This window comes from Pseudomonas sp. H1h (assembly GCF_000633255.1).
Taxonomy (GTDB): domain Bacteria; phylum Pseudomonadota; class Gammaproteobacteria; order Pseudomonadales; family Pseudomonadaceae; genus Aquipseudomonas.
On the sequence record NZ_AYMJ01000029.1, the window covers coordinates 1 to 22853 of the forward strand.

24 protein-coding genes are annotated in these 22853 nt (G+C 60.7%); 16 read left to right on the forward strand and 8 right to left on the reverse strand.

Annotated elements, in window-relative coordinates:
- Window positions 1–115: 115 nt before the first annotated feature.
- Genes U862_RS0122230 through gnd form a run of 3 tightly spaced genes read right to left on the reverse strand, consistent with a single transcriptional unit; the run spans window position 116 to window position 3446 of the window.
- The gene (locus tag U862_RS0122230) at window positions 116–925 is read right to left on the reverse strand and encodes a Cof-type HAD-IIB family hydrolase (protein ID WP_025112435.1); all 810 of its coding nucleotides are present in this window, start codon (window positions 923–925) and stop codon (window positions 116–118) included.
- Window positions 922–2445 carry a glucose-6-phosphate dehydrogenase gene (zwf, locus tag U862_RS0122235; protein WP_025112436.1) on the reverse strand — a complete coding sequence of 508 codons (1524 nt, stop codon included), beginning with the start codon at window positions 2443–2445 and terminating at the stop codon, window positions 922–924. The genes U862_RS0122230 and zwf overlap by 4 nt, the downstream gene beginning before the upstream one ends.
- On the reverse strand, window positions 2442–3446 hold the full coding sequence (gene gnd / locus U862_RS0122240; RefSeq protein ID WP_256214731.1) for a phosphogluconate dehydrogenase (NAD(+)-dependent, decarboxylating): 1005 nt from the start codon (window positions 3444–3446) through the stop codon (window positions 2442–2444). The genes zwf and gnd overlap by 4 nt, the downstream gene beginning before the upstream one ends.
- 249 nt (window positions 3447–3695) lie before the next feature.
- On the opposite strand from gnd, the gene U862_RS0122245 reads away from it, so the two are divergent.
- Window positions 3696–3878 (forward strand): DUF6026 family protein, encoded by a 183-nt coding sequence (locus U862_RS0122245; RefSeq protein ID WP_003225385.1) that lies wholly within the window; start codon window positions 3696–3698, stop codon window positions 3876–3878.
- A gap of 199 nt (window positions 3879–4077) precedes the next feature.
- A complete protein-coding gene (locus U862_RS0122250; protein ID WP_025112438.1) occupies window positions 4078–5826 on the forward strand; it encodes a phosphoethanolamine transferase CptA in 1749 nt (582 codons plus the stop codon).
- 339 nt (window positions 5827–6165) lie between these two features.
- On the opposite strand, the gene galU is transcribed toward U862_RS0122250, so the two are convergent.
- Window positions 6166–7005 (reverse strand): UTP--glucose-1-phosphate uridylyltransferase GalU, encoded by an 840-nt coding sequence (gene galU / locus U862_RS0122255; protein ID WP_007912230.1) that lies wholly within the window; start codon window positions 7003–7005, stop codon window positions 6166–6168.
- 258 nt (window positions 7006–7263) lie between these two features.
- On the opposite strand from galU, the gene U862_RS0122260 reads away from it, so the two are divergent.
- Together U862_RS0122260 and U862_RS0122265 are read left to right on the forward strand one after the other, a co-directional pair.
- Entirely contained in the window at window positions 7264–7449 is a 186-nt protein-coding gene (locus U862_RS0122260; RefSeq protein ID WP_016774922.1) for a hypothetical protein, read from the forward strand.
- A 154-nt stretch (window positions 7450–7603) separates the two neighbouring features.
- On the forward strand, window positions 7604–7891 hold the full coding sequence (locus U862_RS0122265) for a hypothetical protein (RefSeq protein ID WP_081794906.1): 288 nt from the start codon (window positions 7604–7606) through the stop codon (window positions 7889–7891).
- A gap of 3 nt (window positions 7892–7894) precedes the next feature.
- Here the strand turns inward: U862_RS0122265 and U862_RS0122270 are convergent, their stop codons facing one another.
- A complete protein-coding gene (locus U862_RS0122270) occupies window positions 7895–8125 on the reverse strand; it encodes a hypothetical protein (RefSeq protein WP_003225391.1) in 231 nt (76 codons plus the stop codon).
- A 72-nt stretch (window positions 8126–8197) separates the two neighbouring features.
- The gene (locus tag U862_RS0122275; protein WP_025112440.1) at window positions 8198–8554 is read right to left on the reverse strand and encodes a hypothetical protein; all 357 of its coding nucleotides are present in this window, start codon (window positions 8552–8554) and stop codon (window positions 8198–8200) included.
- A gap of 212 nt (window positions 8555–8766) precedes the next feature.
- Between U862_RS0122275 and U862_RS0122280 the strand changes: the two genes are divergently transcribed.
- The 5 genes from U862_RS0122280 to ada all read left to right on the forward strand — a co-directional run bounded on the left by U862_RS0122280 (window position 8767) and on the right by ada (window position 11899).
- Window positions 8767–9069, forward strand: a complete 303-nt coding sequence (locus U862_RS0122280; RefSeq protein ID WP_025112441.1) for a DUF1883 domain-containing protein — start codon at window positions 8767–8769, stop codon at window positions 9067–9069.
- A gap of 29 nt (window positions 9070–9098) precedes the next feature.
- Entirely contained in the window at window positions 9099–9269 is a 171-nt protein-coding gene (locus U862_RS30935) for a hypothetical protein (RefSeq protein WP_177327363.1), read from the forward strand.
- Window positions 9270–9362: 93 nt separating this feature from the next.
- Window positions 9363–10073: a 2OG-Fe(II) oxygenase gene (locus tag U862_RS0122290; RefSeq protein WP_025112442.1), complete on the forward strand. Its 711-nt coding sequence runs from the start codon at window positions 9363–9365 to the stop codon at window positions 10071–10073.
- Window positions 10074–10078: 5 nt separating this feature from the next.
- Window positions 10079–10744, forward strand: a complete 666-nt coding sequence (alkB, locus tag U862_RS0122295; RefSeq protein ID WP_025112443.1) for a DNA oxidative demethylase AlkB — start codon at window positions 10079–10081, stop codon at window positions 10742–10744.
- Window positions 10745–10831: 87 nt separating this feature from the next.
- Window positions 10832–11899, forward strand: a complete 1068-nt coding sequence (gene ada / locus U862_RS0122300; protein ID WP_025112444.1) for a bifunctional DNA-binding transcriptional regulator/O6-methylguanine-DNA methyltransferase Ada — start codon at window positions 10832–10834, stop codon at window positions 11897–11899.
- Here the strand turns inward: ada and U862_RS0122305 are convergent.
- Both U862_RS0122305 and U862_RS0122310 read right to left on the reverse strand, forming a co-directional pair.
- On the reverse strand, window positions 11896–12354 hold the full coding sequence (locus U862_RS0122305; protein WP_025112445.1) for a GyrI-like domain-containing protein: 459 nt from the start codon (window positions 12352–12354) through the stop codon (window positions 11896–11898). The genes ada and U862_RS0122305 overlap by 4 nt on opposite strands.
- Window positions 12355–12416: 62 nt before the next feature.
- Window positions 12417–13400 (reverse strand): MDR family oxidoreductase, encoded by a 984-nt coding sequence (locus U862_RS0122310; RefSeq protein ID WP_025112446.1) that lies wholly within the window; start codon window positions 13398–13400, stop codon window positions 12417–12419.
- Between the two features lie 189 nt (window positions 13401–13589).
- Between U862_RS0122310 and U862_RS0122315 the strand changes: the two genes are divergently transcribed.
- From U862_RS0122315 to U862_RS0122345, 7 genes are all read left to right on the forward strand, one after another.
- Entirely contained in the window at window positions 13590–16052 is a 2463-nt protein-coding gene (locus tag U862_RS0122315) for a hypothetical protein (protein WP_025112447.1), read from the forward strand.
- Between the two features lie 114 nt (window positions 16053–16166).
- The gene (locus U862_RS0122320) at window positions 16167–17231 is read left to right on the forward strand and encodes a nitronate monooxygenase family protein (RefSeq protein WP_025112448.1); all 1065 of its coding nucleotides are present in this window, start codon (window positions 16167–16169) and stop codon (window positions 17229–17231) included.
- A gap of 169 nt (window positions 17232–17400) precedes the next feature.
- The gene (gene modA / locus U862_RS0122325; RefSeq protein ID WP_025112449.1) at window positions 17401–18168 is read left to right on the forward strand and encodes a molybdate ABC transporter substrate-binding protein; all 768 of its coding nucleotides are present in this window, start codon (window positions 17401–17403) and stop codon (window positions 18166–18168) included.
- Complete coding sequence (gene modB, locus U862_RS0122330; RefSeq protein WP_025112450.1) at window positions 18169–18849, forward strand: molybdate ABC transporter permease subunit; 681 nt, start codon at window positions 18169–18171, stop codon at window positions 18847–18849.
- Window positions 18850–18852: 3 nt separating this feature from the next.
- Entirely contained in the window at window positions 18853–19932 is a 1080-nt protein-coding gene (gene modC / locus U862_RS0122335) for a molybdenum ABC transporter ATP-binding protein (RefSeq protein ID WP_025112451.1), read from the forward strand.
- Window positions 19933–20005: 73 nt separating this feature from the next.
- On the forward strand, window positions 20006–21034 hold the full coding sequence (locus tag U862_RS0122340; protein ID WP_025112452.1) for a DNA topoisomerase IB: 1029 nt from the start codon (window positions 20006–20008) through the stop codon (window positions 21032–21034).
- Window positions 21035–21180: 146 nt separating this feature from the next.
- The gene (locus tag U862_RS0122345; RefSeq protein WP_025112453.1) at window positions 21181–22806 is read left to right on the forward strand and encodes an ABC-F family ATP-binding cassette domain-containing protein; all 1626 of its coding nucleotides are present in this window, start codon (window positions 21181–21183) and stop codon (window positions 22804–22806) included.
- Window positions 22807–22853: the final 47 nt, after the last annotated feature.

Genomic DNA, 22853 nt, shown 5'->3' on the forward strand with positions numbered 1-22853 from the left:
GGCACCGCACGTGTTGACTGGCACACCGCCTTCGCGAGCAGGCTCACTCCTACATTGGTATGCGCTGAGCCAATAGCTCTTCAACACCCACTCATTCTTTTTGTTCCTGGGTGATTCAGCGCGGCAGGATGTACTTCTCGATGGCCTGCGCTACGCCATCTTCGGTGTTTGTGCCGGTGATTACATCGGCCTGACGCTTCACCGCCTCTTCGGCCTGCCCCATGGCAATCGATAACCCCGCGCAGTGGAACATCGCCGGGTCGTTGCCGCCATCGCCAATCGCCGCCGTCTGCTCCAGCGGGACGCCGAGGTGCGCGGCAATGGTCGCCAGCGCGCTACCCTTGTTGGCTTCCAGCGCCGTCACGTCCAGGTAAACCGGTTGCGAGCGCGAGACCTGGGCCATGCCGTTGACCTTGGGCAACAGGCGCGCTTCAAGCTCGATCAGCAAATCCGTGTTGTTGCTGGTGGCGACGATCTTGTCGATCCGCTCCAGGTACGGCTCGAAACTCTCGACCACCACCGGCGGATAACCGAGGCCGTGCTGTTCGCGTGGCACCATCGGCCCGTGCGGATCCTTGAGCAACCAGTCACCACCGCTGAACACCCAGATTTCGACATCCGGTTGATCCGCGAAGGTCGCCAATGCAATTAACGCTGTCGCAGCGGGCAGGTAATGCGCGACCAGCAAGCTGCCATCCGGGTTGACAATGGTGCCGCCATTGAACGCCGCCGTCGGCAGATCAACACCCAGGGCTTCGATCTGCTGCAGCATGGCTTTGGGTGGGCGGCCGGTCGCCAGGCTGAACAACACGCCAGCCTCGCGCAGTGAACGAACGGCGTCGATGGTTCGCTGACTCAGGCTGTGATCAGGCAGCAACAGCGTGCCGTCCATATCGCTGAGTAAAAAACGGATCGCGTCACTCATCCCAGGCCATGCCAGACGCGACCATCGCGAGTCAGCAGATCGTTGGCAGCTTGCGGGCCGTCTTCGCCGGCAGCGTAAGTCTGTACGCTCGCGTCCTGCTGCCAGGCGTCGAGGAACGGTTGCACTGCGCGCCAGCCGTTCTCGATGTTGTCGGCGCGCTGGAACAGCGTCTGGTCACCGGTCAGGCAGTCGTAGATCAGGGTTTCGTAGCCGGTGGACGGCTGCATCTCGAAAAAGTCTTTGTACGCGAAACCCAGCTCAATGTTGGCCATGTTCAGCGCCGGCCCCGGCCGTTTGGCCAGCAGGTCGAACCACATGCCTTCGTTGGGCTGGATCTGGATGCGCAGATAGGTCGGCTGCAATTCATCGACCTCGGTGTCACGGAACTGCGCGTATGGCGCCGGCTTGAAGCAGATGACAATTTCGGTGTCGCGCACGCTCATGCGCTTGCCGGTGCGCAGGTAGAACGGCACGCCGACCCAGCGCCAATTGTCGATCATGACTTTCAGGGCGACGTAGGTTTCGGTGTTGCTGTCGGGCGACACGTTGGCCTCCTGGCGATAACCGGCCAGCGGCTTGCCATCGATCTCGCCGGCGCTGTACTGGCCACGCACCGAGTTGGCCCGCGCCTCTTCAACGGTCCATGGGCGAATCGCGCCGACCACCTTGGCCTTCTCGCCACGCACCGCATCGGCGCCGAACGCGGCCGGCGGCTCCATGGCAACCATCGCCAGCAGCTGGAACAGGTGATTGGGCACCATGTCGCGCAGCGCACCGGTGTGCTCGTAAAAACTGCCACGGGTTTCTACGCCGACGGTTTCGGCGGCGGTGATCTGCACGTGGTCGATGTAGTGGTTGTTCCAGAACGCTTCGAACAGGCTGTTGGAGAACCGGCTGACCAGAATGTTCTGCACGGTTTCCTTGCCCAGATAGTGATCGATCCGGTAGATCTGCTTTTCCGACATCACCTTGAGCAGGCAGGCGTTCAACGCCTCGGCGGTCTGCAGATCGGAGCCGAACGGTTTTTCGATGACCACCCTTCTGAACGCTTCGGGCGTTTCTTCCAGCAGTTTGGCGGCGCCCAGACGGCGCACCACTTCACTGAAGAAACGCGGCGCGGTGGCCAGGTAGAACACCGCATTGCCAGTGCCGCTGTCGGCGATTTTCGCCGCCAGCGCAGAATAAGTGCTGTCGTCCAGGAAGTCGCCCTGAACGTAGCTGATACCTTTGGCGAGCTTGGCCCACAAGGCCGGATCAAGCATCTGATCGCCCTTGCCGACCTTCGCTGCCACTTCGGTACGGATGAAGTCTTCGAGTTTTTGCGCGAAGGCTTCATCGGTAATGGCGTTGTGGTCAACGCCGACGATCCGCAGATTGTCGTCAAGCAAGCCGTCGCGACTGAGGTTGTACAGCGCCGGCATCAGCAAGCGCTTGACCAGGTCGCCGTGGGCACCGAACAAAAACAGAGTGGTCGGTGGTGCGGGTTCTGCCTTGGATTTTCTGCGGATCGTATGGGTCATTTCTTCGGTGTCTCCACGTGGCCGCCGAAGCCGAAGCGCTGGGCCGAAAGAATCTTGTCGCCAAAGGTGCCCTGGCCGCGGGAGCGGTAGCGCGAGAACAGCGAGTTCGACAACACCGGTACCGGCACCGCTTGCTCCATGGCCGCTTCGATGGTCCATTGACCTTCGCCGCTGTCAGCCACCGAACCAGAGAAACCGTCGAGCTTCGGATCGCTCGCCAGCGCATCGGCGGTCAGATCGAGCAGCCAGGACGACACCACGCTGCCACGACGCCACACTTCAGCGATGTCGGCAACGTTCAGGTCGAAACGCTGATCTTCCGGCAGGCGCTCGCTGGACTTGGTCTTGAGGATGTCAAAGCCTTCGGCGAATGCGGCCATCATGCCGTACTCGATACCGTTGTGAATCATCTTCACGAAGTGCCCGGCACCGGCAGGACCGGCGTGGATGTAGCCGTGCTCGGCACGGTGGTCCTCGGACTTGCGATCCTTGGTGCGCGGAATCTCGCCCATGCCCGGCGCCAGTGCGGCGAACAGCGGATCCAGACGCGAAACGGTCTCGGCATCACCGCCGATCATCATGCAGTAACCGCGCTCCAGGCCCCAGACGCCGCCGGAGGTGCCGACGTCGATGTAGTGCAGGCCCTTTTCAGACAGGGCCTTGGCCCGGCGGATATCATCTTTGTAGTTGGTGTTGCCGCCGTCGATGATGGTGTCGCCGGCTTCGAGCAAATTGCTCAGGGTGTTGATGGTGTCTTCGGTCGGCGCGCCGGCCGGCAGCATGACCCACACTGCGCGTGGCTTGGCCAGGCCTGCGACCAGTGCCGGCAGGTCGGCGACGCCCGTGGCGCCCTCGGCGGCCAGGGTGTCGACAAAGGCGGTATTGCGGTCGTAAACAACGGTAGTGTGCCCGTTGAGCATCAGGCGCCGCGCAATATTGCCGCCCATGCGGCCCAGTCCAATAATCCCGAGTTGCATGTGCTGATGCTCCTTACTACAAATAAATGTGTGACATTGGTTATAGCCCAACGCGACTAATGGAGGTTAGTCCAGAGCGTCCGGCGGAAGTTTCCGGGCATTGTGCCCGATCCAGACTGATAACGCCCCGAATCATGCCGAAGACACACCGACCATGAAAAATAAAAAAGTTCCATTCATGAGCGAAAGAAATCAAAATTGGCGCCGATAGCAGATCAGTACCCCGAAACCGGGACGATTTGCAGTTGAGACACGCCGTTTGCGAGGTGAGCAATGGGCACAGTACACACAGCAATGCCGCCACAAACCCTGTACGTCACGATCCGTCGCGATGAATTGCGTCAGTTGAAAGACGAGCGCGACCAATTGAAACAGGAGCTGGCGCAGCTGCGCTCGCTGACCCAGGGCGCTCAGCCCAAACCTTTGCCGGTTGTCCAGCGCAACCCGCACGCCTGACCTGCCCCGCCAGCTTCGGGAACGGCGCCTGTCGTTCCCGACATGATCCTCTTCTGCCCCTGATCAGCAACTAACGAAGTTTTCACATTCCGTTCGTGATACTCCGGCGCATTCTGGCCGTGCGTTTGCGCGCGGCCTCCGTTCGTCGGTTTCATGAAGCGTTCCGGCGGTGGTTAGTGACGATGAGCTGGAGTGCTGAATGGCATTGTTCAAACGCAGCAAAACGACTGCGACAGGTTTCGACTGGGCCGGGGTTCTCTGGCTTTTCGCGTTTTTCTGGTATTTCTCGGGTATCACCCAACTGTTGATCCAGCTGACCGGCACTTCCGGCTTCAGCGGATTCCGTCAGGCCTTTGTGATGAGCGCGGTCTGGCTCGCACCGATGCTGCTCTTCCCCAAGCGCACCAAGCTGCTGGCCGCATTGATCGGCATCGTCTTGTGGGCCTGCTCGATGGCCAGCCTGGGCTACTTCTTCATCTATCAGCAGGAATTCTCGCAAAGCGTCATCTTCATCATGTTCGAGTCGAACATTTCTGAAGCCGGCGAATACATGACCCAGTACTTTGCCTGGTGGATGATTCCGGCGTTCCTCGCGCATACCGCTTTCGCCTACTTCCTGTGGACTCGCCTGCGTCCGGTGTACATGCCCCGTGGGCGCGCTTTCGTCGCCGCCATGGCGATCCTGATTGCCGTGGTCGGCTACCCGCTGATCAAGCAGACCCAGCGCACCGGCAGTTTCGCCGGGGGCTTCGAGAAGTTCGAAGACCGCATCGAGCCTGCCGTGCCTTGGCAAATGGCCGTGGCTTACCACCGTTACCTCGATACTCTGGCCGGCATGCAAGACATGCTGCACAGCACGAGCAAGGTTCCGCCACTGCATAACCTCAAGGCAGCAGACGCCGATAAACCTTCGACCCTGGTGCTGGTGATCGGCGAATCGACCAACCGTCAGCGCATGAGCCTGTACGGCTATGGACGCAAGACCACACCGGAACTGGACAAGCTCAAGGATCAGCTCGCGGTGTTCGACAACGTCATCACCCCGCGTCCTTACACCATTGAAGCGCTGCAGCAGGTCCTGACCTTCGCCGACGAAGAGCATCCGGATCTGTACCTGTCCACGCCGTCGCTGGTCAGCATGATGAAACAGGCCGGCTACAAGACGTTCTGGATCACCAACCAGCAGACCATGACCAAGCGCAACACCATGCTCACGACGTTCTCAGAACAGGCCGACGAGCAGGTGTACCTGAACAACAACCGCAACCAGAACGCCGCTCAGTACGACGGCGACGTGATCGAGCCATTCAACAAGGCGTTGACCGACCCGGCGCAGCGCAAGTTGATCGTCGTGCACCTGCTCGGCACTCACATGAGCTACCAGTACCGCTATCCGCCGAGCTTCGACCAGTTCCAGGACCGTACCGGCGTGCCAGCCGGCGTGCGTGACGATCAGGTGCCAACCTACAACAGCTACGACAACGCCGTGCTGTACAACGACTTCGTGGTGTCCAGCCTGATCAAGGACTACGCCAAGTCCGACCCGAACGGTTTCCTGCTGTACCTCTCCGACCACGGTGAAGACGTGTTCGATTCGGCCGGCCACAGCACCCTGGGCCGCAACGAGAACAAACCGACGGCGCCGATGTACACCATTCCGTTCATGGCCTGGGCTTCGCCGAAATGGCGCGAGAACCATAACTGGAACTTCGCCGCCGATCTGGGGCGGCCGTACAGCAGCTCGCACCTGATCCACACCTGGGCGGACATGGCCGGTTTGAGTTTCGATGAGCTGGACCGCAGCAAGAGCCTGGTCAGCGACAGCTTCAAACCGCGTCCGCTGATGATCGGCAACCCGTACGAGCGTGAGCAGCGGGCGCTGATTGATTTCAGCCTGATGAAGCCGAAGAAAGTCGAGCCGACCGCCGCGAATGTCGTTCAGCAGTAACCGTGTAAAAGACGCCGGTTTCGAGAGATCACAATCGGCGTAACGCATAAAGAAAAAGCTCCGTATCGCAAGATACGGAGCTTTTTTCGTTCTGGTCAACTGTAGCGCCCGCGCATACAAGCCCCTGTCGTGACGCCTGAGAGAAAATGGGCGCAACTGCACCCTCTCAGCCCCTCCCCCCTCGAACTGGCAGCCTGCGCGCTCAGAGGGCGCCAGTTAACGTCCTTGATGCACTCGGTGCTTTCACCGCACAAAAACAAACGCCCCGAACAAGTCGGGGCGTTTGCGTGTGCTTGCGCCAGAGTGTTCTCACACTCTGGCGCTGCAGATCCGGCGTTATCAGTAAGCTTTGCCGGTCTTGTAGAAGTTCTCGAAGCAGAAGTTGGTTGCTTCGATGTAGCCTTCCGCACCACCGCAGTCGAAACGCTTGCCTTTGAACTTGTAGGCCATGACGCAGCCGTTCTGGGCTTGTTTCATCAGGGCGTCAGTGATCTGAATTTCACCGCCCTTGCCTGGCTCGGTTTGTTCGATCAGGTCGAAGATGTCCGGAGTCAGGATGTAGCGGCCGATGATGGCCAGGTTCGACGGTGCATCTTCAGGCTTTGGCTTCTCGACCATGCTGTGTACGCGGTAGATGTCGTCGCGGATCATCTCGCCGGCGATCACGCCGTACTTGCTGGTCTCCTGCGGATCGACTTCCTGGATGGCGATGATCGAGCAGCGGAACTGCTTGTACAGCTTGACCATCTGGGTCAGTACGCCGTCGCCTTCGAGGTTGACGCACAGGTCGTCCGCCAATACCACGGCGAACGGTTCGTCACCGATCAGCGGGCGACCGGTCAGGATCGCGTGGCCCAGGCCTTTCATTTCGGTCTGACGGGTGTAGGAGAACGAGCACTCATCCAGCAGTTTGCGGATGCCGACCAGGTATTTCTCCTTGTCGGTACCTTTGATCTGGTTTTCCAGCTCATAGCTGATGTCGAAGTGGTCTTCCAGAGCACGCTTGCCACGACCGGTCACGATGGAGATTTCTGTCAGGCCAGCGTCCAGAGCTTCTTCAACGCCGTACTGGATCAGTGGCTTGTTTACCACCGGCAGCATTTCTTTGGGCATGGCTTTAGTCGCTGGCAGGAAGCGAGTACCGTAACCGGCTGCTGGGAACAAGCATTTCTTGATCATATAAGTCCTTGAAAGGGCTGTGTGTACGAGTTTCGGCGCAGTCTAATCAGGCGGCGTGCACCTTACAATGCCCCGCACTGGCTAACCGATGCCAACATAGAGAAATATTCTCGCCGATAGTTCCGTTGGCGCCTTTTGGCGGCGAAAACAGAGTAGCTCAAAGACGCAGCTGCGCTGCACCACCATACGCCGATCGCCCCCCAATGTGAGCATTTGTCGGTATCATGGCGCCTTTGAACCAGCGAACGAGACAGATAGATGGCCGCGGTAAAAATCATCAACGGGTATGTGATCGACAAGAAAGACGGCAAGTGGACGCTGACCACGACCAATGGCGAACACATCGCCGGGCCGTTCGACAGTGAGCAGATGGCGACGGATGTAGCGTCGGTGTTCACAGACACCCCGGCATCGTCCAAGCGTCGTGGCAAAGATCAAGACTGATCGGCTGCGACACATGATGCCGAGCCCTGCCCTTGCGCAGGGCTTTTTTGTGGCCACCGGAAAGATCAATGAAACAAGTGGCCTATCGCTATAACCTTTTCACTGCGGCGCTGTCAGAGCGTTTAGCCCCTCCCTCGCTGAAGACGACACTCCTATGAACATGAACAGATTGCTGCCGCTGCTCGCGGTATTGGCCCTCGGTGGCTGTGCCACTTCGCAAACCACTTACCTGAACAACGGCGAACAGGGCTTGACCATCGACTGCTCCGGCGAGGCCAACTCCTGGGCCACCTGCTACGAAAAGGCTGATGCCTCCTGCGCCGGCACCGGGTATCGCATCGTTGGTACCGATGGCACGCCGGCGCCGAAGGAAAGCGACAAGACCCTGGGGGTCGATGTCGGCAACTACAAGAACCGCAGTGTGGTGGTGGTCTGCAAATAGACCCTACATGTGAATCTCGGCGAATTTGATTCCGAGCCCGCGTACGATCTCGATCAAGTCATCGAGCCGGGCAAAGGATTCGACTTCGTCGTTATCGTCCACCAGAAAATAGCTGCGCCCGGCGCTCTTCTTGAAAAACACGATCCACTCGCCCGGATTGGCCGGGTTCTGAATGACATGCGTGGCAGAAATCAGGCCTTCTGCGTGGCGCTCCCGTACTTGCTCTCGCTTCATTCGCGACTCCAGAAATGAAAATGCCGTCACAGCATGGCTGTGACGGCATTGGTGCTGATGACTATCAGTCTATCAGCCGGAAATACAGGCATTGGCAGCGTTTTGCACGTCACGCGGACGAACCGGCACATTGGACATGCGCTCGTGCAGCTTGATGCTGCTGCCGCCGGAGCGATCGTCGATATCAAACACGGCAGCCGCACCGGTCGAAAACTTCCCGGGAACAATCACTCGAACGCCATCCTTGTGCGGTTCCATCTGTAACGCGCCACGGCTGCTGGCAAGCTTTTGCGCCAGGCACTGAGCATACTCATGGGGTTTCTTGCCGGAAATCACGCTCATGGTCGGCAACGTCTCATTGATTTCGGAAACGCTCGCGCAACCACCCACGGCCAACATCAACGGCAGACACACCACACCCCACTTCATACAAACACCTCCCATAAAGACCGTCGGACAGCAGTAATGCCATTTTTCTCCGAGGCTCACTCCATTAAACCCGCATCGAATCGCGAATAACTGTTTTTAATTGTCAAAGCGGCGCTCGACGGCGGGATAATAACCCGTTCGGGCTGATAAACTGCGCCAATCGCACATGCTATCGTTTTGATTTAGTAGAAAAAGCCCTTTTGGAGGCGCCCATGAAATTCATTCACCAGCGCGAGCACCTCAACGAAGACGACATCGTCGTCATCCAATGCTCGCAAACCTGCAACATCCGTTTGATGAACGACGCCAACTTCCGCGCGTTCAAGAACGGCGGACGCCACACCTACCACGGCGGCGCTTTCGACACGTTTCCTGCGCGCATCACCGCGCCGAGCACCGGTTTCTGGAACATCACCATCGACACCGTCAACCGTCGCGCCATCAGCGTCACGCGCAAACCGACCCTGACCCACTCGATCAAAATCATCCGCCGCTCCAGCACCAAACTCAGCTGAGTCGCCCCCAACGCAAGGTAAGCACGACCGTGGCCCAAACGACCAAATACGTCATCAAATACAAGCTCAACGGTGAGCGCCGCTTCGAGTTCGCGCAACTGGAGCACGGCACTGTGGAAGAGGCCAAGGCGGCGCTGGACGCGATCCACGGCACCACTGAAGACGTGATCAGCGATATCGCCGTCAGCAAAGCCCTGTAACGCAACACATCGGATTTGACCGCAAGCGGCGGAGTGTTCTGCCGCCGGGACCTGCCCAGACTGAGCGCCCAGACCACGCGTTCAGGAGTCAGCATGTCAATGTCCCCCTCACGGCTGGATGCGCTCGATTGGGCAGCCCTGGAACAGCAACTGGATGAGCAAGGCTACGCCATCATCCGTGCGCTGCTTTCGGCCCACACCTGCGAGCGCCTGAGTGTCCTGTATCCGCAGACCGAACCGTTTCGCTCGCAGGTCGTCATGGCCCGTCACGGTTTCGGTCGCGGGCAATACAAATATTTTCGCTATCCCCTGCCGACCACGGTCGAGCGCCTGCGCAACGCGCTTTATCCGCGCCTGGTGCCGCTGGCCAACCGCTGGAACGAACGCATGGGTTTGCCCGCACGTTTCCCTGTCGCCCATGCCGAATTTCTTCAGCGCTGCCACGCCGCCGGTCAGTTGCGGCCAACGCCGCTGTTGCTGCAGTACGGCCCGCAGGACTACAACTGCCTGCATCAGGACCTCTACGGGGAGCTGGTTTTCCCACTGCAAGTTGCGATTCTTCTGTCAGCACCGGGGCAAGACTTTACCGGCGGCGAGTTCGTCATGACCGAGCAGCGGCCGCGCATGCAATCGCGCCCGCATGTGGTGGATCTGCAACAAGGTGACGCGGTGATCTTTGCGGTCAACCAGCGTCCGGTCAGAGGCACACGCGGCGACTATAAGGTGACCCTGCGGCATGGCGTCAGTCGCCTGCACAGTGGAAATCGGCATACCCTAGGCATCATTTTCCACGACGCAACATGAGCAGCATGCAACCGACCACCTTCGACCTGCTCGCCGACCACGAACCTGCGCAACAACCGCGTGCCGAGCAAATCGGTGAACAGTCATGGGTGTTGCGCGGCTTCGCGCTGCCGATTGTCGATCAGGTGTTGTCGGCGCTGGATGCCCTGCTCGCTGCCGCGCCGTTGCGCCACATGGTCACACCGGGAGGTTTCAGCATGTCGGTGGGCACCAGCAGTTGCGGGGCGCTGGGCTGGATCACCGATCGCAGCGGCTATCGTTACAGCGCCGTCGACCCGCTGAGCGGCAGGCCATGGCCGGCGATGCCACTGGTGCTGTTCGAACTGGCGCAAACAGCCGCGCAACGCGCAGGATTTGCCGACTTTCACGCGGATTCCTGCCTGATCAACCAATATATCCCCGGCGCCAAGATGTCTTTGCACCAGGACAAAGACGAACATGCCTACGCGGCGCCAATCGTTTCGTTGTCATTGGGCTTGCCGGCAATGTTCCTGTTCGGTGGTTTTGCCCGGAGCGACAAGAGCCAGCGCATTCCCCTGCTGCACGGCGACATGGTGGTCTGGGGCGGCGTCGATCGCCTGCGTTTTCACGGCGTGCTGCCGATCAAGCCAGGGCGGCATCCACGCTTGGGCGAACGCCGGATCAACCTGACTTTTCGCGTTGCCGGATGAGCCTGAAAAATTTGACCGCAAGGCGCGGAGTGTTACTGACATCGCCGCTGATTAACCTGAATCAAACAGGTCAACGGACTACTCGCCATGAAAAAGCTTTCGCCCATCATCAACGTTGAAACCGATCCACGCTGGGCCGCCGTCGTTGCGCGGGACCCGCGGGCCGACGGGCAGTTTGTCTATGCAGTGAAAACCACCGGGGTCTATTGCCGCCCGAGCAGTCTTTCGCGCTTGCCCAAGCCGCAGAACGTCGAGTTCTTCGACAACGCCGAAGCCGCCGAGGCGGCGGGTTATCGTCCGAGCAAACGCACCAGCAAGGATCAGACTGACGTCGCCACCCAACACGCCGCGACCGTGGCGCTGGCCTGCCGGCAGATCGAAACCTGCGAAACGACGCCCGCGCTCAACGAACTCGCCGAGGTGGCCGGACTCAGCCCGTTTCATTTTCACCGTGTGTTCAAGGCTGCAACCGGCCTCACGCCCAAGGGTTACGCGGCGGCGCATCGCTCACGCCGGGTGCGTGAACGACTGGCGGACGGTGGTTCGGTGACCGATGCGCTGTACGACGCAGGCTTCAACTCCAACAGCCGCTTCTACGAATCGGCCGACAAGGTGCTGGGCATGAAGCCTGGCGACTATCGCGCGGCCGGGCGCAACAACGACATTCACTTTGCCGTCGGCCAATGCTCACTCGGGGCGATTCTGGTGGCACAGAGTGAGCGCGGAGTGTGCGCGATTCTGTTAGGAGATGATCCGCATCAACTGGTGTGTGATCTGCAGGATCAGTTCCGTCAGGCCAACCTGATTGGCGCCGATGCCGGCTTCGAGCAGTTGATTGCCCAAGTGGTCGGCTTCATCGAGGCGCCAGCGCTGGGCCTCGATTTGCCTCTGGACGTGCGCGGCACGGCTTTTCAGGAGCGAGTGTGGCAGGCGCTGCGGGAAATCCCGGCTGGGCGCACCGCCAGTTACGCCGAGATCGCCCAGCGCATTGGTGCGCCGACCTCCATGCGCGCCGTCGCCCAGGCTTGCGGCGCTAATCGCCTAGCCGTGGCGATCCCCTGCCATCGCGTGGTGCGCAGCGACGGCAATCTCTCAGGGTATCGCTGGGGCGTGGAGCGCAAGCGCCAACTGCTGGAGCGCGAAACGCAGCCTTAATGGATGCCGATGTAGACCGCCACTGACTCGGGGCCGGTATAGGCCTCGAAGTCGGTGGCGTAACGGCGCTGAATCTGCGGATTGTCTGCAAAGAACGTCCAGATCCGCCCCCAGGTCGCAATGACCGCGTCAGGCAGCGTGCCCTGTGCTTCAAACACCAGATACTCACCCGCTTCAATCTGCACCGCTTCGTAGTCCTTGGTGCGCGCACTCACGGCGACGCCAGCGGTGACATCGAACGCACCCGAGGCATCGGACTCGTAAGCCGAGTACACACCATAAATTGGCGAGTTGGCGGTCTTGGCAGGAATGCTCTCGGCCAGTTCTTCGCTGAAAAACTGCCCCCACATCGGACCGATCTTTGCGGTCGCAGGTTGGTGCTCTGCGGCGTTGGTGGTACGTACGCGCAGGCCGGCAACGGTAAAGGCGTCGATTTGCTGTCGTTTCAAGTCCATCGAAATTGCGGCTCCCTGTTATAGAAGTGCGGCCACAGAGGGCCGCAATGAGGCCTACTTTGTCAGCGATTGACGTCGACCACAACCCTGCCGCGCAACTGCCCGGCGAGCAGTTTTGGTGCCGCATCAATGGCTTCGCTCAGCGCGATTTCGTGGCTGATCAATGGCAACAGGGCGCAGTCCAGATCGCGGGCCAGACGTTCCCAGGCTTCGATCCGGCGTGCCTTGGGTTGGGTCACGCTATTGATCCCGGCCAGAGTTACCCCGCGTAAAATGAACGGCGCCACCGACGCCGGGAAATCCATGCCCTGAGCCAGACCGCAGGCCGCCACCGTTCCTTCGGCACGGGTGCTGGCACAGGCGTTGGCCAACGTATGGCTGCCGACCGAATCGATCACCGCTGCCCAGCGCTCCTTGGCCAGTGGTTTGCCCGGCTGCGACAGGGTCGCGCGATCTATGATTTCGCTGGCGCCCAGTTGCTTCAGATATTCATGCTCGGACACCCGGCCGGTTGACGCCACTACCCGATAACCCAGTTTGCCGAGCAAGGCGATAGCGAAGCTGCCCACCCCGCCATTCGCGCCAGTCACCAGCACCTCGCCCTGAGTCGCGGTCACGCCGTTACGTTCCAGCGCCAGAATGCACAGCATCGCCGTGTAGCCGGCGGTGCCGATGGCCATCGCTTGCGCGGCGCTGAACGCTTTGGGCAAAGGAATCAGCCAGTCGCCATTGAGTCGCGCCTTTTGCGCCAGCCCGCCCCAATGATTCTCGCCCACGCCCCAGCCATTGAGCAGCACTGAGTCACCGGCCTTGTAGTCGGGGTGCGAACTGACCTCGACCGTTCCTGCCAGATCGATGCCCGGAACCATCGGGAACTTGCGCACCACCGGACTGCTGCCGGTAATCGCCAGACCGTCCTTGAAATTCAGCGTGCTGTACGCAACCTTCACCGTCACGTCACCATCAGGCAGCTGCGCCTCGCTGATCTGCTGCAGACTGGCGTGGTAACCGTTGTCGTCTTTGTCGATCAAAATGCCGTTGAACATGGCTGCCTCGCAATCAATGGATTCAAATCCTCGCGCCTTGAAATAACACAAAGCAACACATTGCCCCAGCCGACTTTGCGCCAATTCGCAAATCTGCAAAGTAATTCCAGAGCGGGCGGCTATGCTTTTTCGACGGTCATGCTTTCGCTGCCCTCCCTCCCGAAAGTGACCCTGTCGATGGAGCTGACAATGTCTTACCCGCGTTCATTGCTTGCGATGTTATTGCTGTGCCTGCTGACCGTTGGCACCACTTGGGCGGCCCCGGCCACTGCCACTAAACCTGCCGCAGCCGATGCCGCGCCCAGCGCGCCGACATGGCCGCAAGTAATCACCAGCGGCAAGGCCAAACTGACCGTGTACCAGCCGCAACTCGACAGTTGGGACGGCTACACCCTAAATGCCCGGGCGGCGGTCGAAGCCACCGGTGCCGATGGCAAACCCACCTACGGAATTGTGCAGTTCAGCGCACACACCCTGGTCGACAAGGCCACACGCTGGGTCGCGCTGGATCAATACAGGATCATCAAGGCCGACTTCCCCGCTGATGCCAGCCAGACCGATGTGTGGCTCGCAGCGCTGCAAAAGGATGCCGAAAGCCGCAAGAAAACCATTTCCCTCGATCAACTCGAGGCCGCCGTCGGCGTGCTGTCGGCCGAGCAGAAAGCCGACAGCGCACCGCTGGAAAACACCCCGCCGGCGATCATCAGCGCCGACGTCCCCGTCCTGCTCGTCTACATCGATGGTGACGCGGCCTACCGCGCCGTCGATGGCACCGCGTTGCAACGGGTGATCAACACCCGCCCACTGCTGCTCAAGGACGCTGAGGGCAAGCACTACCTGCACGTGTTTGATGGCTGGATGGTTGCCGACAGTCTCAGCGGCGAGTACACGCGCCTGACCACACCCCCGGCCGATCTGGAGAAAGCCAGGCAGGCGGCGATTCAGAGCCGTCAGGTCGATCTGCTGACTGGCCAGAGTGATCCGAAAGACAAGGCCCCCAGCCTGGCCAAGGCGCCACAGCCGAGAATCTTCATCGCCACCACCCCCACCGAACTGATCGTCACCGACGGGCCGCCACAGTGGTCGCCGATTCAAGGCACCAGCCTGTTGTACGTAAGCAATACCACCGGCCACATTTTCAAGGAAATCGGCGACCAGAACAGTTACGTGCTGATCTCCGGCCGCTGGTTCCGTGCCGCCGACATGAGCGGTCCCTGGACGTTTACCCCGGCGGACAAACTGCCGGCAGACTTTGCCAACATTCCCGACGACAGCCCAAAAGAAAACGTCAAGGCCTCCGTCGCCGGCACGCCACAGGCCAAGGAAGCCGCGATCGCCGCGACCATTCCGCAAACCTCGGCGATCAAGAAAAGCGCAGTGAAAATGACCGCGCCGCAGTTCGACGGCGAGCCGCAACTCAAGGCGATCAACAACACATCGCTGCAGTACGTGGTCAACAGTGCCACACCGATCATTCGCGTCGACAATGACAGCTGGTATGCGGTGGAAAACGGTATCTGGTTCACCGCGACATCAGTGAACGGGCCGTGGGTCGTCGCCAGTTCGGTACCGGCGGTGATCTACTCGATTCCGCCAAGCTCACCGATGCATTACCTCACTTACGTCAAGGTCTATGAGTCCAGCGGCGATACCGTGGTCGTCGGCTACACCCCGGGTTATCAGGGTTCGAACCTGGACCCGGCCACGGGTGTGGTGGTCTATGGCACCGGTTATCCGTACACGCCATGGGTCGGCAACGTCTGGTACGGGCCACCGGTGACGTACGGTTTCGGCGTCGCGATTCGCTACACGCCGTGGACCGGCTGGACCTTCGGTTTCGGCTTCGGCTGGAGCTGGGGCGGCAATACCGTGGCGATGGGCTGGGGCTGGGGCGCTTACCCGTGGTGGGGCAATTATGGCTGGGGTTACGCCTGGGGGCCGCACTTGTACCCGGCGCCGCTGGCCTGGGGCGGCGCCGCTTACGGTTATCGAGGTGGTGCCGTGGCCTGGGGCCCTGGCGGCTGGGCCGGCACCACCGGCAATATCTATCGTCAATGGGGTGACCGCGCGACCGTGAGTCGCTATGGCGCCGGCTACAACGCCTGGACCGGCAATCGCTGGGCGGGTCAGGTCGGGTCGTCCTATAACTCGCGCACCGGCATTGCTGCGGCGGGTCAGCGCGGGGCCGTACACAATGTCTACAACGGCAACTACGCGGCCGGACGCAGCGGCGAAGTGGTCGGGCCGAACGGTGGCGCCATTGCCGGCGGCCGGGTGACGGCGGGCAACGCACGCAATGGCACTCAGGTCACCGCCAATCGTGGCGCGGTCTACAACCCCAACACCGACAAGACCACGCAATATGGCGGCGTGAAGGGACGCAACGGCGGTGCCGCACGGGTCGGCGACAACGTGTATGCCGGGCACGACGGCAATGTCTACAAGAAGACCGACAACGGTTGGCAATCAATGGTCAAGGGCAGTCCGACACGCACGGCACCGGTCAACAACAATGCCCAGTTGCAAAACCTCAATCGCGAATCGGCGGCGCGCAACTTCGGCAACCAGCGCACCAATAACTTTCACAACTCTTCGCAAAACATGAATCGCTCCTTTGGAGGCGGCGGTGGTGGCGGACTTCATCGACGCTGACAGGGGACGATTGCCCCTGCCCTGAAAATCCGGGCTGGCCCTGAGTCCGGTTTTGCTGTTAAAAAACCGGCTCTGCCGTCCCTGCCCCGTTTCATCGTTCGGAGAACTGCTTCCATGAGTCAATGGCCTGACACCCGCTTGCTTGACCTTCTCGGCATCGAACTGCCGATCATTCAGGCTCCCATGGCCGGCGCCACGACTCCGGCCATGGTGATCGCTGTGTGCAACGCGGGCGGGTTGGGTTCGATGCCTGCCGCCATGCTGAGCATCGAGCAACTGCGCGAAGATCTGCAGACCGTTCGCGAGCACACCCGCAATCCGTTCAACGTCAATTTTTTCTGTCATCAGCCACCGGCCACCGATGAACAACGGGCACGCGACTGGAAAAATCTGCTGGAGCCTTATTACCGCGAGCTGGGTGTCGATTTCGATGCGCCGACACCGGTTTCCAATCGGGCGCCATTCGATGCGGCGGCGTGCGCCGTGCTGGAAGAGTTTCGCCCGCCGGTGGTGAGTTTTCACTTTGGCCTGCCGGAGAAGTCCCTGCTGGATCGGGTCAAGGCCACTGGCGCGAAAATCCTCTCTTCCGCGACTACCGTCGATGAAGCGTTATGGCTTGAACAACACGGCTGCGATGCGATCATCGCGATGGGTTACGAGGCGGGTGGACACCGCGGGATGTTTCTCAGTGATGACTTGAGCAGCCAGGTCGGCACCTTTGCCCTGGTGCCGCAGATTGCTGACGCGGTCAAGGTCCCGGTCATTGCTGCCGGCGGCATCGCCGATAGCCGAGGTGTGGCGGCGGCATTGATGCTGGGCGCATCGGCAGTCCAGGTCGGCACCGCCTACCTGTTCACGCCGGAAGCCAAGGTCAGTGCCTCCCATCACCAGGCGCTACGCAGCGCCAAGGAAAGCGAAACCGCCCTGACCAACCTATTCACCGGGCGCCCCGCTCGGGGGATTTTCAATCGGGTGATGCGCGAGATCGGCCCGATGTCGCCCAACGCGCCGGCGTTCCCACTGGCCGGCGGAGCATTGATGCCGTTGCGCGCCAAAAACGAAGCGCAATTCAGCAATCTCTGGGCCGGTCAGGCCTTTCCTCTGGGCGAGGAGCGGAGCAGCGCCGAACTGACCCGGCAACTGGCTGAAGGCGCCCTGGCAAAACTGGCGCGCCGATGATCCGGCACGGGGTGAGGAACGGCACAGCCTCACCCCGTGTTTATAAGCACTTCCTGTTTAGCGGCATTTCGCTATATATTTCGCTATATAGCGTTTCACCCCCTCGCATCGGTGCAGTCCACCCCCAACAATAACTGCCCTCTGCACTCGCCAATAACGGAGCTGTTACATGACCATTCGTGCCTCACGTTTTGCCCCAACTTGCCTGGCCACATTGCTGGCGGTATTCGCCTTCGGCGCCGCTCAGGCTGATGAAGTGCAGGTGGCAGTTGCCGCTAACTTCACCGCACCGATCCAGGCGATCGCTGCCGATTTCGAAAAAGACACCGGGCACAAACTGGTGGCTGCCTACGGCGCCACCGGCCAGTTCTACACCCAGATCAAGAACGGCGCGCCGTTCGAAGTGTTCCTCTCGGCCGATGACACCACCCCGGAAAAACTGGAAAAAGAAGGCGACACCGTCAAAGGCTCGCGCTTCACCTACGCCATCGGCACCCTGGCACTGTGGTCGGCGAAAGAAGGTTATGTCGACGCCAAAGGTGACGTACTGAAGAAAAACGAATACCAGCACCTGTCCATCGCCAACCCGAAAGCCGCGCCGTATGGCCTGGCGGCCACTCAGGTGCTGGAAAAACTCAAACTGACTGAAGCGACCAAAGCCAAGATCGTCGAAGGCCAGAACATTACCCAGGCTTACCAGTTTGTCTCCACCGGCAACGCCGAACTGGGCTTCGTCGCGCTGTCGCAGATCTACAAGGACGGCAAGGTCACCAGCGGTTCGGCGTGGATCGTTCCAGCCAGCATGCACGACCCGATCAAACAGGACGCAGTCATTCTGAACAAAGGCAAGGACAGCGCCGCCGCCAAGGCACTGGTTGAATACCTCAAAGGCCCGAAAGCTGCTGCGGTCATCAAGTCCTACGGCTACCAGCTCTAAATGGCACTCTCGAGTGCCGACTTTGCGGCGATCTGGCTGACCCTGAAACTGGCGTCCCTGACCACCGCGATCTTGCTGGTCGTCGGCACTCCGATTGCCTTGTGGTTGTCGCGCAGCCGTTCCTGGCTGCGCGGCCCGATCGGGGCGATCGTCGCCTTGCCCCTCGTGCTGCCACCGACCGTGATCGGTTTCTATCTGTTGCTGATGATGGGCCCCAATGGTTTTCTCGGGCATTTCACCCAATGGCTGGGCCTGGGCACCCTGACCTTCAGCTTCACCGGGCTGGTGATCGGTTCGGTGATCTATTCCATGCCGTTTGTGGTGCAACCGCTGCAAAACGCCTTCTCGGCGATAGGCACTCGCCCACTGGAAGTGGCCGCGACCTTGCGCGCCAATCCCTGGGACACTTTTTTCAGCGTGATACTGCCATTGGCCCGCCCCGGATTCGTGACGGCGGCGATTCTCGGTTTCGCGCATACCGTCGGCGAATTCGGCGTAGTGCTGATGATCGGCGGCAACATTCCCGACAAGACCCGGGTGGTCTCGGTGCAGATCTACGACCACGTCGAGGCCATGGAATACGCTCAGGCCCATTGGCTGGCCGGAGCAATGCTGGTGTTTTCGTTTCTGGTGTTGCTGGCGCTGTACTCCAGCCGCAAGACCCGTGCGGGCTGGAGCTGATTGATGATTGATGCACGTCTGAAAATCGCCTATTCAGGATTCAGCCTGGATGTCGATCTGCACTTGCCGGGGCGTGGAGTGACCGCGCTGTACGGTCATTCCGGTTCGGGAAAAACCACCTGCCTGCGCTGTATCGCCGGCCTTGAGCGGGCCGAACAGGGTTTTATCCAGGTCAACGAAGAAGTCTGGCAGGACAGCGAACGGCGCATTTTTGTCCCGCCGCACAAACGTGCACTGGGTTATGTGTTCCAGGAAGCCAGTCTGTTCCCGCACTTGTCGGTGCTGGCCAACCTGCAGTTCGGCCTCAAGCGCATCGCCAAGGCCCAGCGTCGGGTCGACATGGCGCAAGCCACCGAACTGCTGGGCATCGGTCATTTGCTGGAACGCCATCCGCAGCACCTGTCCGGCGGCGAACGCCAGCGTGTCGGCATCGCCCGCGCACTGCTGACCAGCCCGAAACTGCTGCTGATGGACGAGCCATTGGCCGCCCTCGATAGCCAGCGCAAAAACGAAATCCTGCCGTACCTGCAACGCCTGCACGATGAACTGGACATTCCGGTGCTGTACGTCAGCCACGCTCAGGATGAGGTCGCGCGCCTTGCCGATCATTTGGTGCTGCTCAGCGACGGCAAGGCGCTGGCCAGCGGCCCGATCGGCGAGACCCTCGCCCGTCTGGACCTGCCAATGGCCATGGGCGATGACGCTGGCGTGATCATCGAAGGCCAGGTCAGCGCCTACGACGCCGATTATCAGTTGCTCAGCCTGCAACTGCCGGCCACCGAGATGAACATCCGCGTGACCCACGCGCCCATGACCGTGGGCCAGGCCTTGCGCGCCAAGGTGCACGCGCGCGACATCAGCCTGAGCCTGCACGACAGTGAAGCCAGCAGCATTCTCAATCGGTTGCCGGTCACCGTGGTCAGCGAGCAGGCGGCGGACAACGCCGCGCATGTATTGATTCGGCTGGATGCCGGTGGCACGCCGCTGTTGGCGCGAATTACCCGGTTCTCCCGGGATCAGTTGGGCATCCATCCGGGCCAGCATTTGTGGGCGCAGATCAAGGCTGTCGCGGTACTGGCCTGAATTCGTTGGCACGACGGCCATGGCGCGCGGTCAATCGCTGTAACAGAGCGATTCGCCGCCAAGGACCTCCGCCATGCCCGACACTGCGCCAGCCGACCTGCTGCCACCCGATCTGCATTACGTCGACGACACCCAACCCGGCCTGACCCGCAAGAAGCTGCGCGGTAAATTCGCCTATTTCGATCCGACCGGACAGCGCATCAGCGACCCTGACGAGATCCGCCGGATCAACGCACTGGCGGTGCCACCGGCCTACACCGACGTGTGGATCTGCGCCGACCCGCGCGGCCATTTGCAGGCCACCGGCCGCGATGCCCGGGGCCGCAAGCAATATCGGTATCACCCACGCTGGCGTGAAGTGCGCGACGCCGACAAGTACTCGCGCCTGCGTGAGTTCGGCCTGGCACTGCCAAAGTTGCGTAAACAACTCGAAACCTTACTGGCCGCGCCCGGTTTCAGCCGCGACAAGGTCATGGCCACAGTCATCACGTTGCTCGACGCCACGCTGATCCGCGTCGGCAACACTCAATACGCGCGGGACAACCGTTCCTACGGCCTGACCACCCTGCGCAGCCGGCATGTCGAGGTCAATGGCAGCGCGATCCTGTTCCAGTTTCGCGGCAAGAGCGGCATCGAGCACCAGATCACCGTCAAGGATCGGCGCCTGGCGCGCATCATCAAGCGTTGCCTGGAGATTCCCGGACAAAATCTGTTCCAGTACCTGGACGACAACGGCGAGCGGCACACCGTCAGCTCGCAGGACGTCAATACTTACCTGCAGACTCTCACCGGCGCCGACTTCACCGCCAAGGACTACCGCACCTGGGCCGGCAGCGCGCTGGCTCTGGCGGTGTTGCGCGAGCTGCAATGGGAGTCGGAAGCCGAGGCGAAACGACACGTGGTGGACATGGTCAAGAGCGTGTCCAAGCAACTGGGCAACACTCCCGCGGTGTGCCGCAAGTGCTACATCCATCCAGCGGTGGTCGAGCGGTTCCTGCTGGGTGCGCTGGCCGAACTGCCGCGTCCAAGAGTGCGCAAGGGCCTGCGCTCCGAGGAAGTGGCCCTGGCGATGTTTCTGGAGCAAATGCTGGATGTGCCTTGATCGAGCCGCACAGCTGAACTAGGCTAGCCACCTTTCCCCTCTTCAGGACAACCGCAGAAAGTGAACAATCAAGCCTTCTGAAAATGTAATCGCGACACGCGCTGAATCGCGCCTGTCAGTGTTCACGACATTTTTCGGAGGTGCCGATGACTCACGTCTCGCGTACGCCTGCCCTCGTCTCCCTGAATCAAACGGCTTTTCAGTTCGCCAATGGCGAGGCGATTTTCAACGACCTGAATCTGCAATTCGATCACACCCACACCGCGATCGTCGGACGCAATGGCGTCGGTAAAAGCGTCCTCGCACGGCTGATTGCCGGACGTCTGCAACCGACTGCCGGCAGCGTTACCTGCACGGTTGTCACGGCCTATGTCGCGCAGACACTCATTGCCGAACCGGGGCAGACCGTGGCCGACGCCACGGGCAGCGCTGCCGCCCTTCAAGCGCTGGAGCGTCTGCAGCGCGGCGAGGCGACGGCGGAAGATTTCGACATCCTCGGCGAACGCTGGGACTTACCCGAACGTCTGCGCCAATGGCTGGATGATGCCGGTCTGCCGGACGTTGCACCGACGGATTTGACCCAGTCTTTGAGCGGCGGTCAGCAAGCACGACTGGCGTTGATCGGCGCCTTCCTGAGCCCGGCGCGCCTGCTGGTGCTGGATGAGCCGACCAACCATCTGGACGCCGCCGGGCGGCACTGGTTGATGAGTGAGCTGCAACGCTGGCGCGGCGCCCTGATCGTCGTCAGCCACGACCGGCAGTTACTTGAGCGCATGCAGCGTATCGTCGAGCTGACGCCATTGGGCGCCACGGTGTTCGGCGGCAACTTTTGCACGTATCAACACCAGCGGCAGATCCATCAAGCGGCGGCGCAAGCAACGCTCGATCAAAGCCGGACCGAACGCCGGCGTGAGCAGCAACGCCTGCAAAGCGAGCACGACACCATTCAGCGCCATGCCGCGCGCTCGTTGCGCAATGCCAGAACCGCCAATGTTTCGGGCTTCGAACGCGCCAGCCTCAAAGGTGCCGCGCGACAGATCATGGGGCATGTGCGTTACGACCATCAGCAACGCAAATCACAACTGGACGCCCGAGTGCGCGACGCCTACGCCAAAGTGCTCGCGGACGATGTGGTACTGATGAACATTCCAGGCAGCGCAGTGCCCTCCTCGCGCAGGGTCTGCACATTGATTGACGCCCGCCTGCCATGGCTGCCGGCACACACGCTCAATCTGACGCTTAGCGGCCCGGCACGCGTTGCCGTCAATGGCCCCAATGGCTGCGGCAAATCGACCTTGCTCAGACTGCTTGCCGAAGAACTGCACCCCGTCAGCGGCGAATGCACCCTTCATGTTCCAGTGGCCTATCTGGACCAGCATCTCGCGCTGCTGGACGATCGCCTCAGCGTTATTGAACAACTGAGCGCACTGCATAGCCCATGGAGTGAAAGCGAACTGCGCAGCCATCTGAAGCACTTGCACCTGGACGCACAACGGGTCACCCGCCCAAGCGGGTCGCTGAGCGGCGGCGAGCGCTTGAAAGCCGCGTTGGCGGTGGCCTTGTGGCGCAAGATCCCCGCGCAATTGTTGCTGCTTGATGAGCCGAGCAATCATCTGGACCTGGCCTCGGTACAGGCTTTCGAACAGGCATTGCAGACGTTTCCCGGCGCAATCGTCGCGGTTTCCCACGACCCGGACTTTCTACTGGCGTTGAAACCGACGCATCGCCTGGATTGGCATCACGCGGGATGGCGATTGCAACCGACGAACTGACTGTCTATTTTTTGCACGATTGGCCAAGGCTTCTATAGTTGATCTGA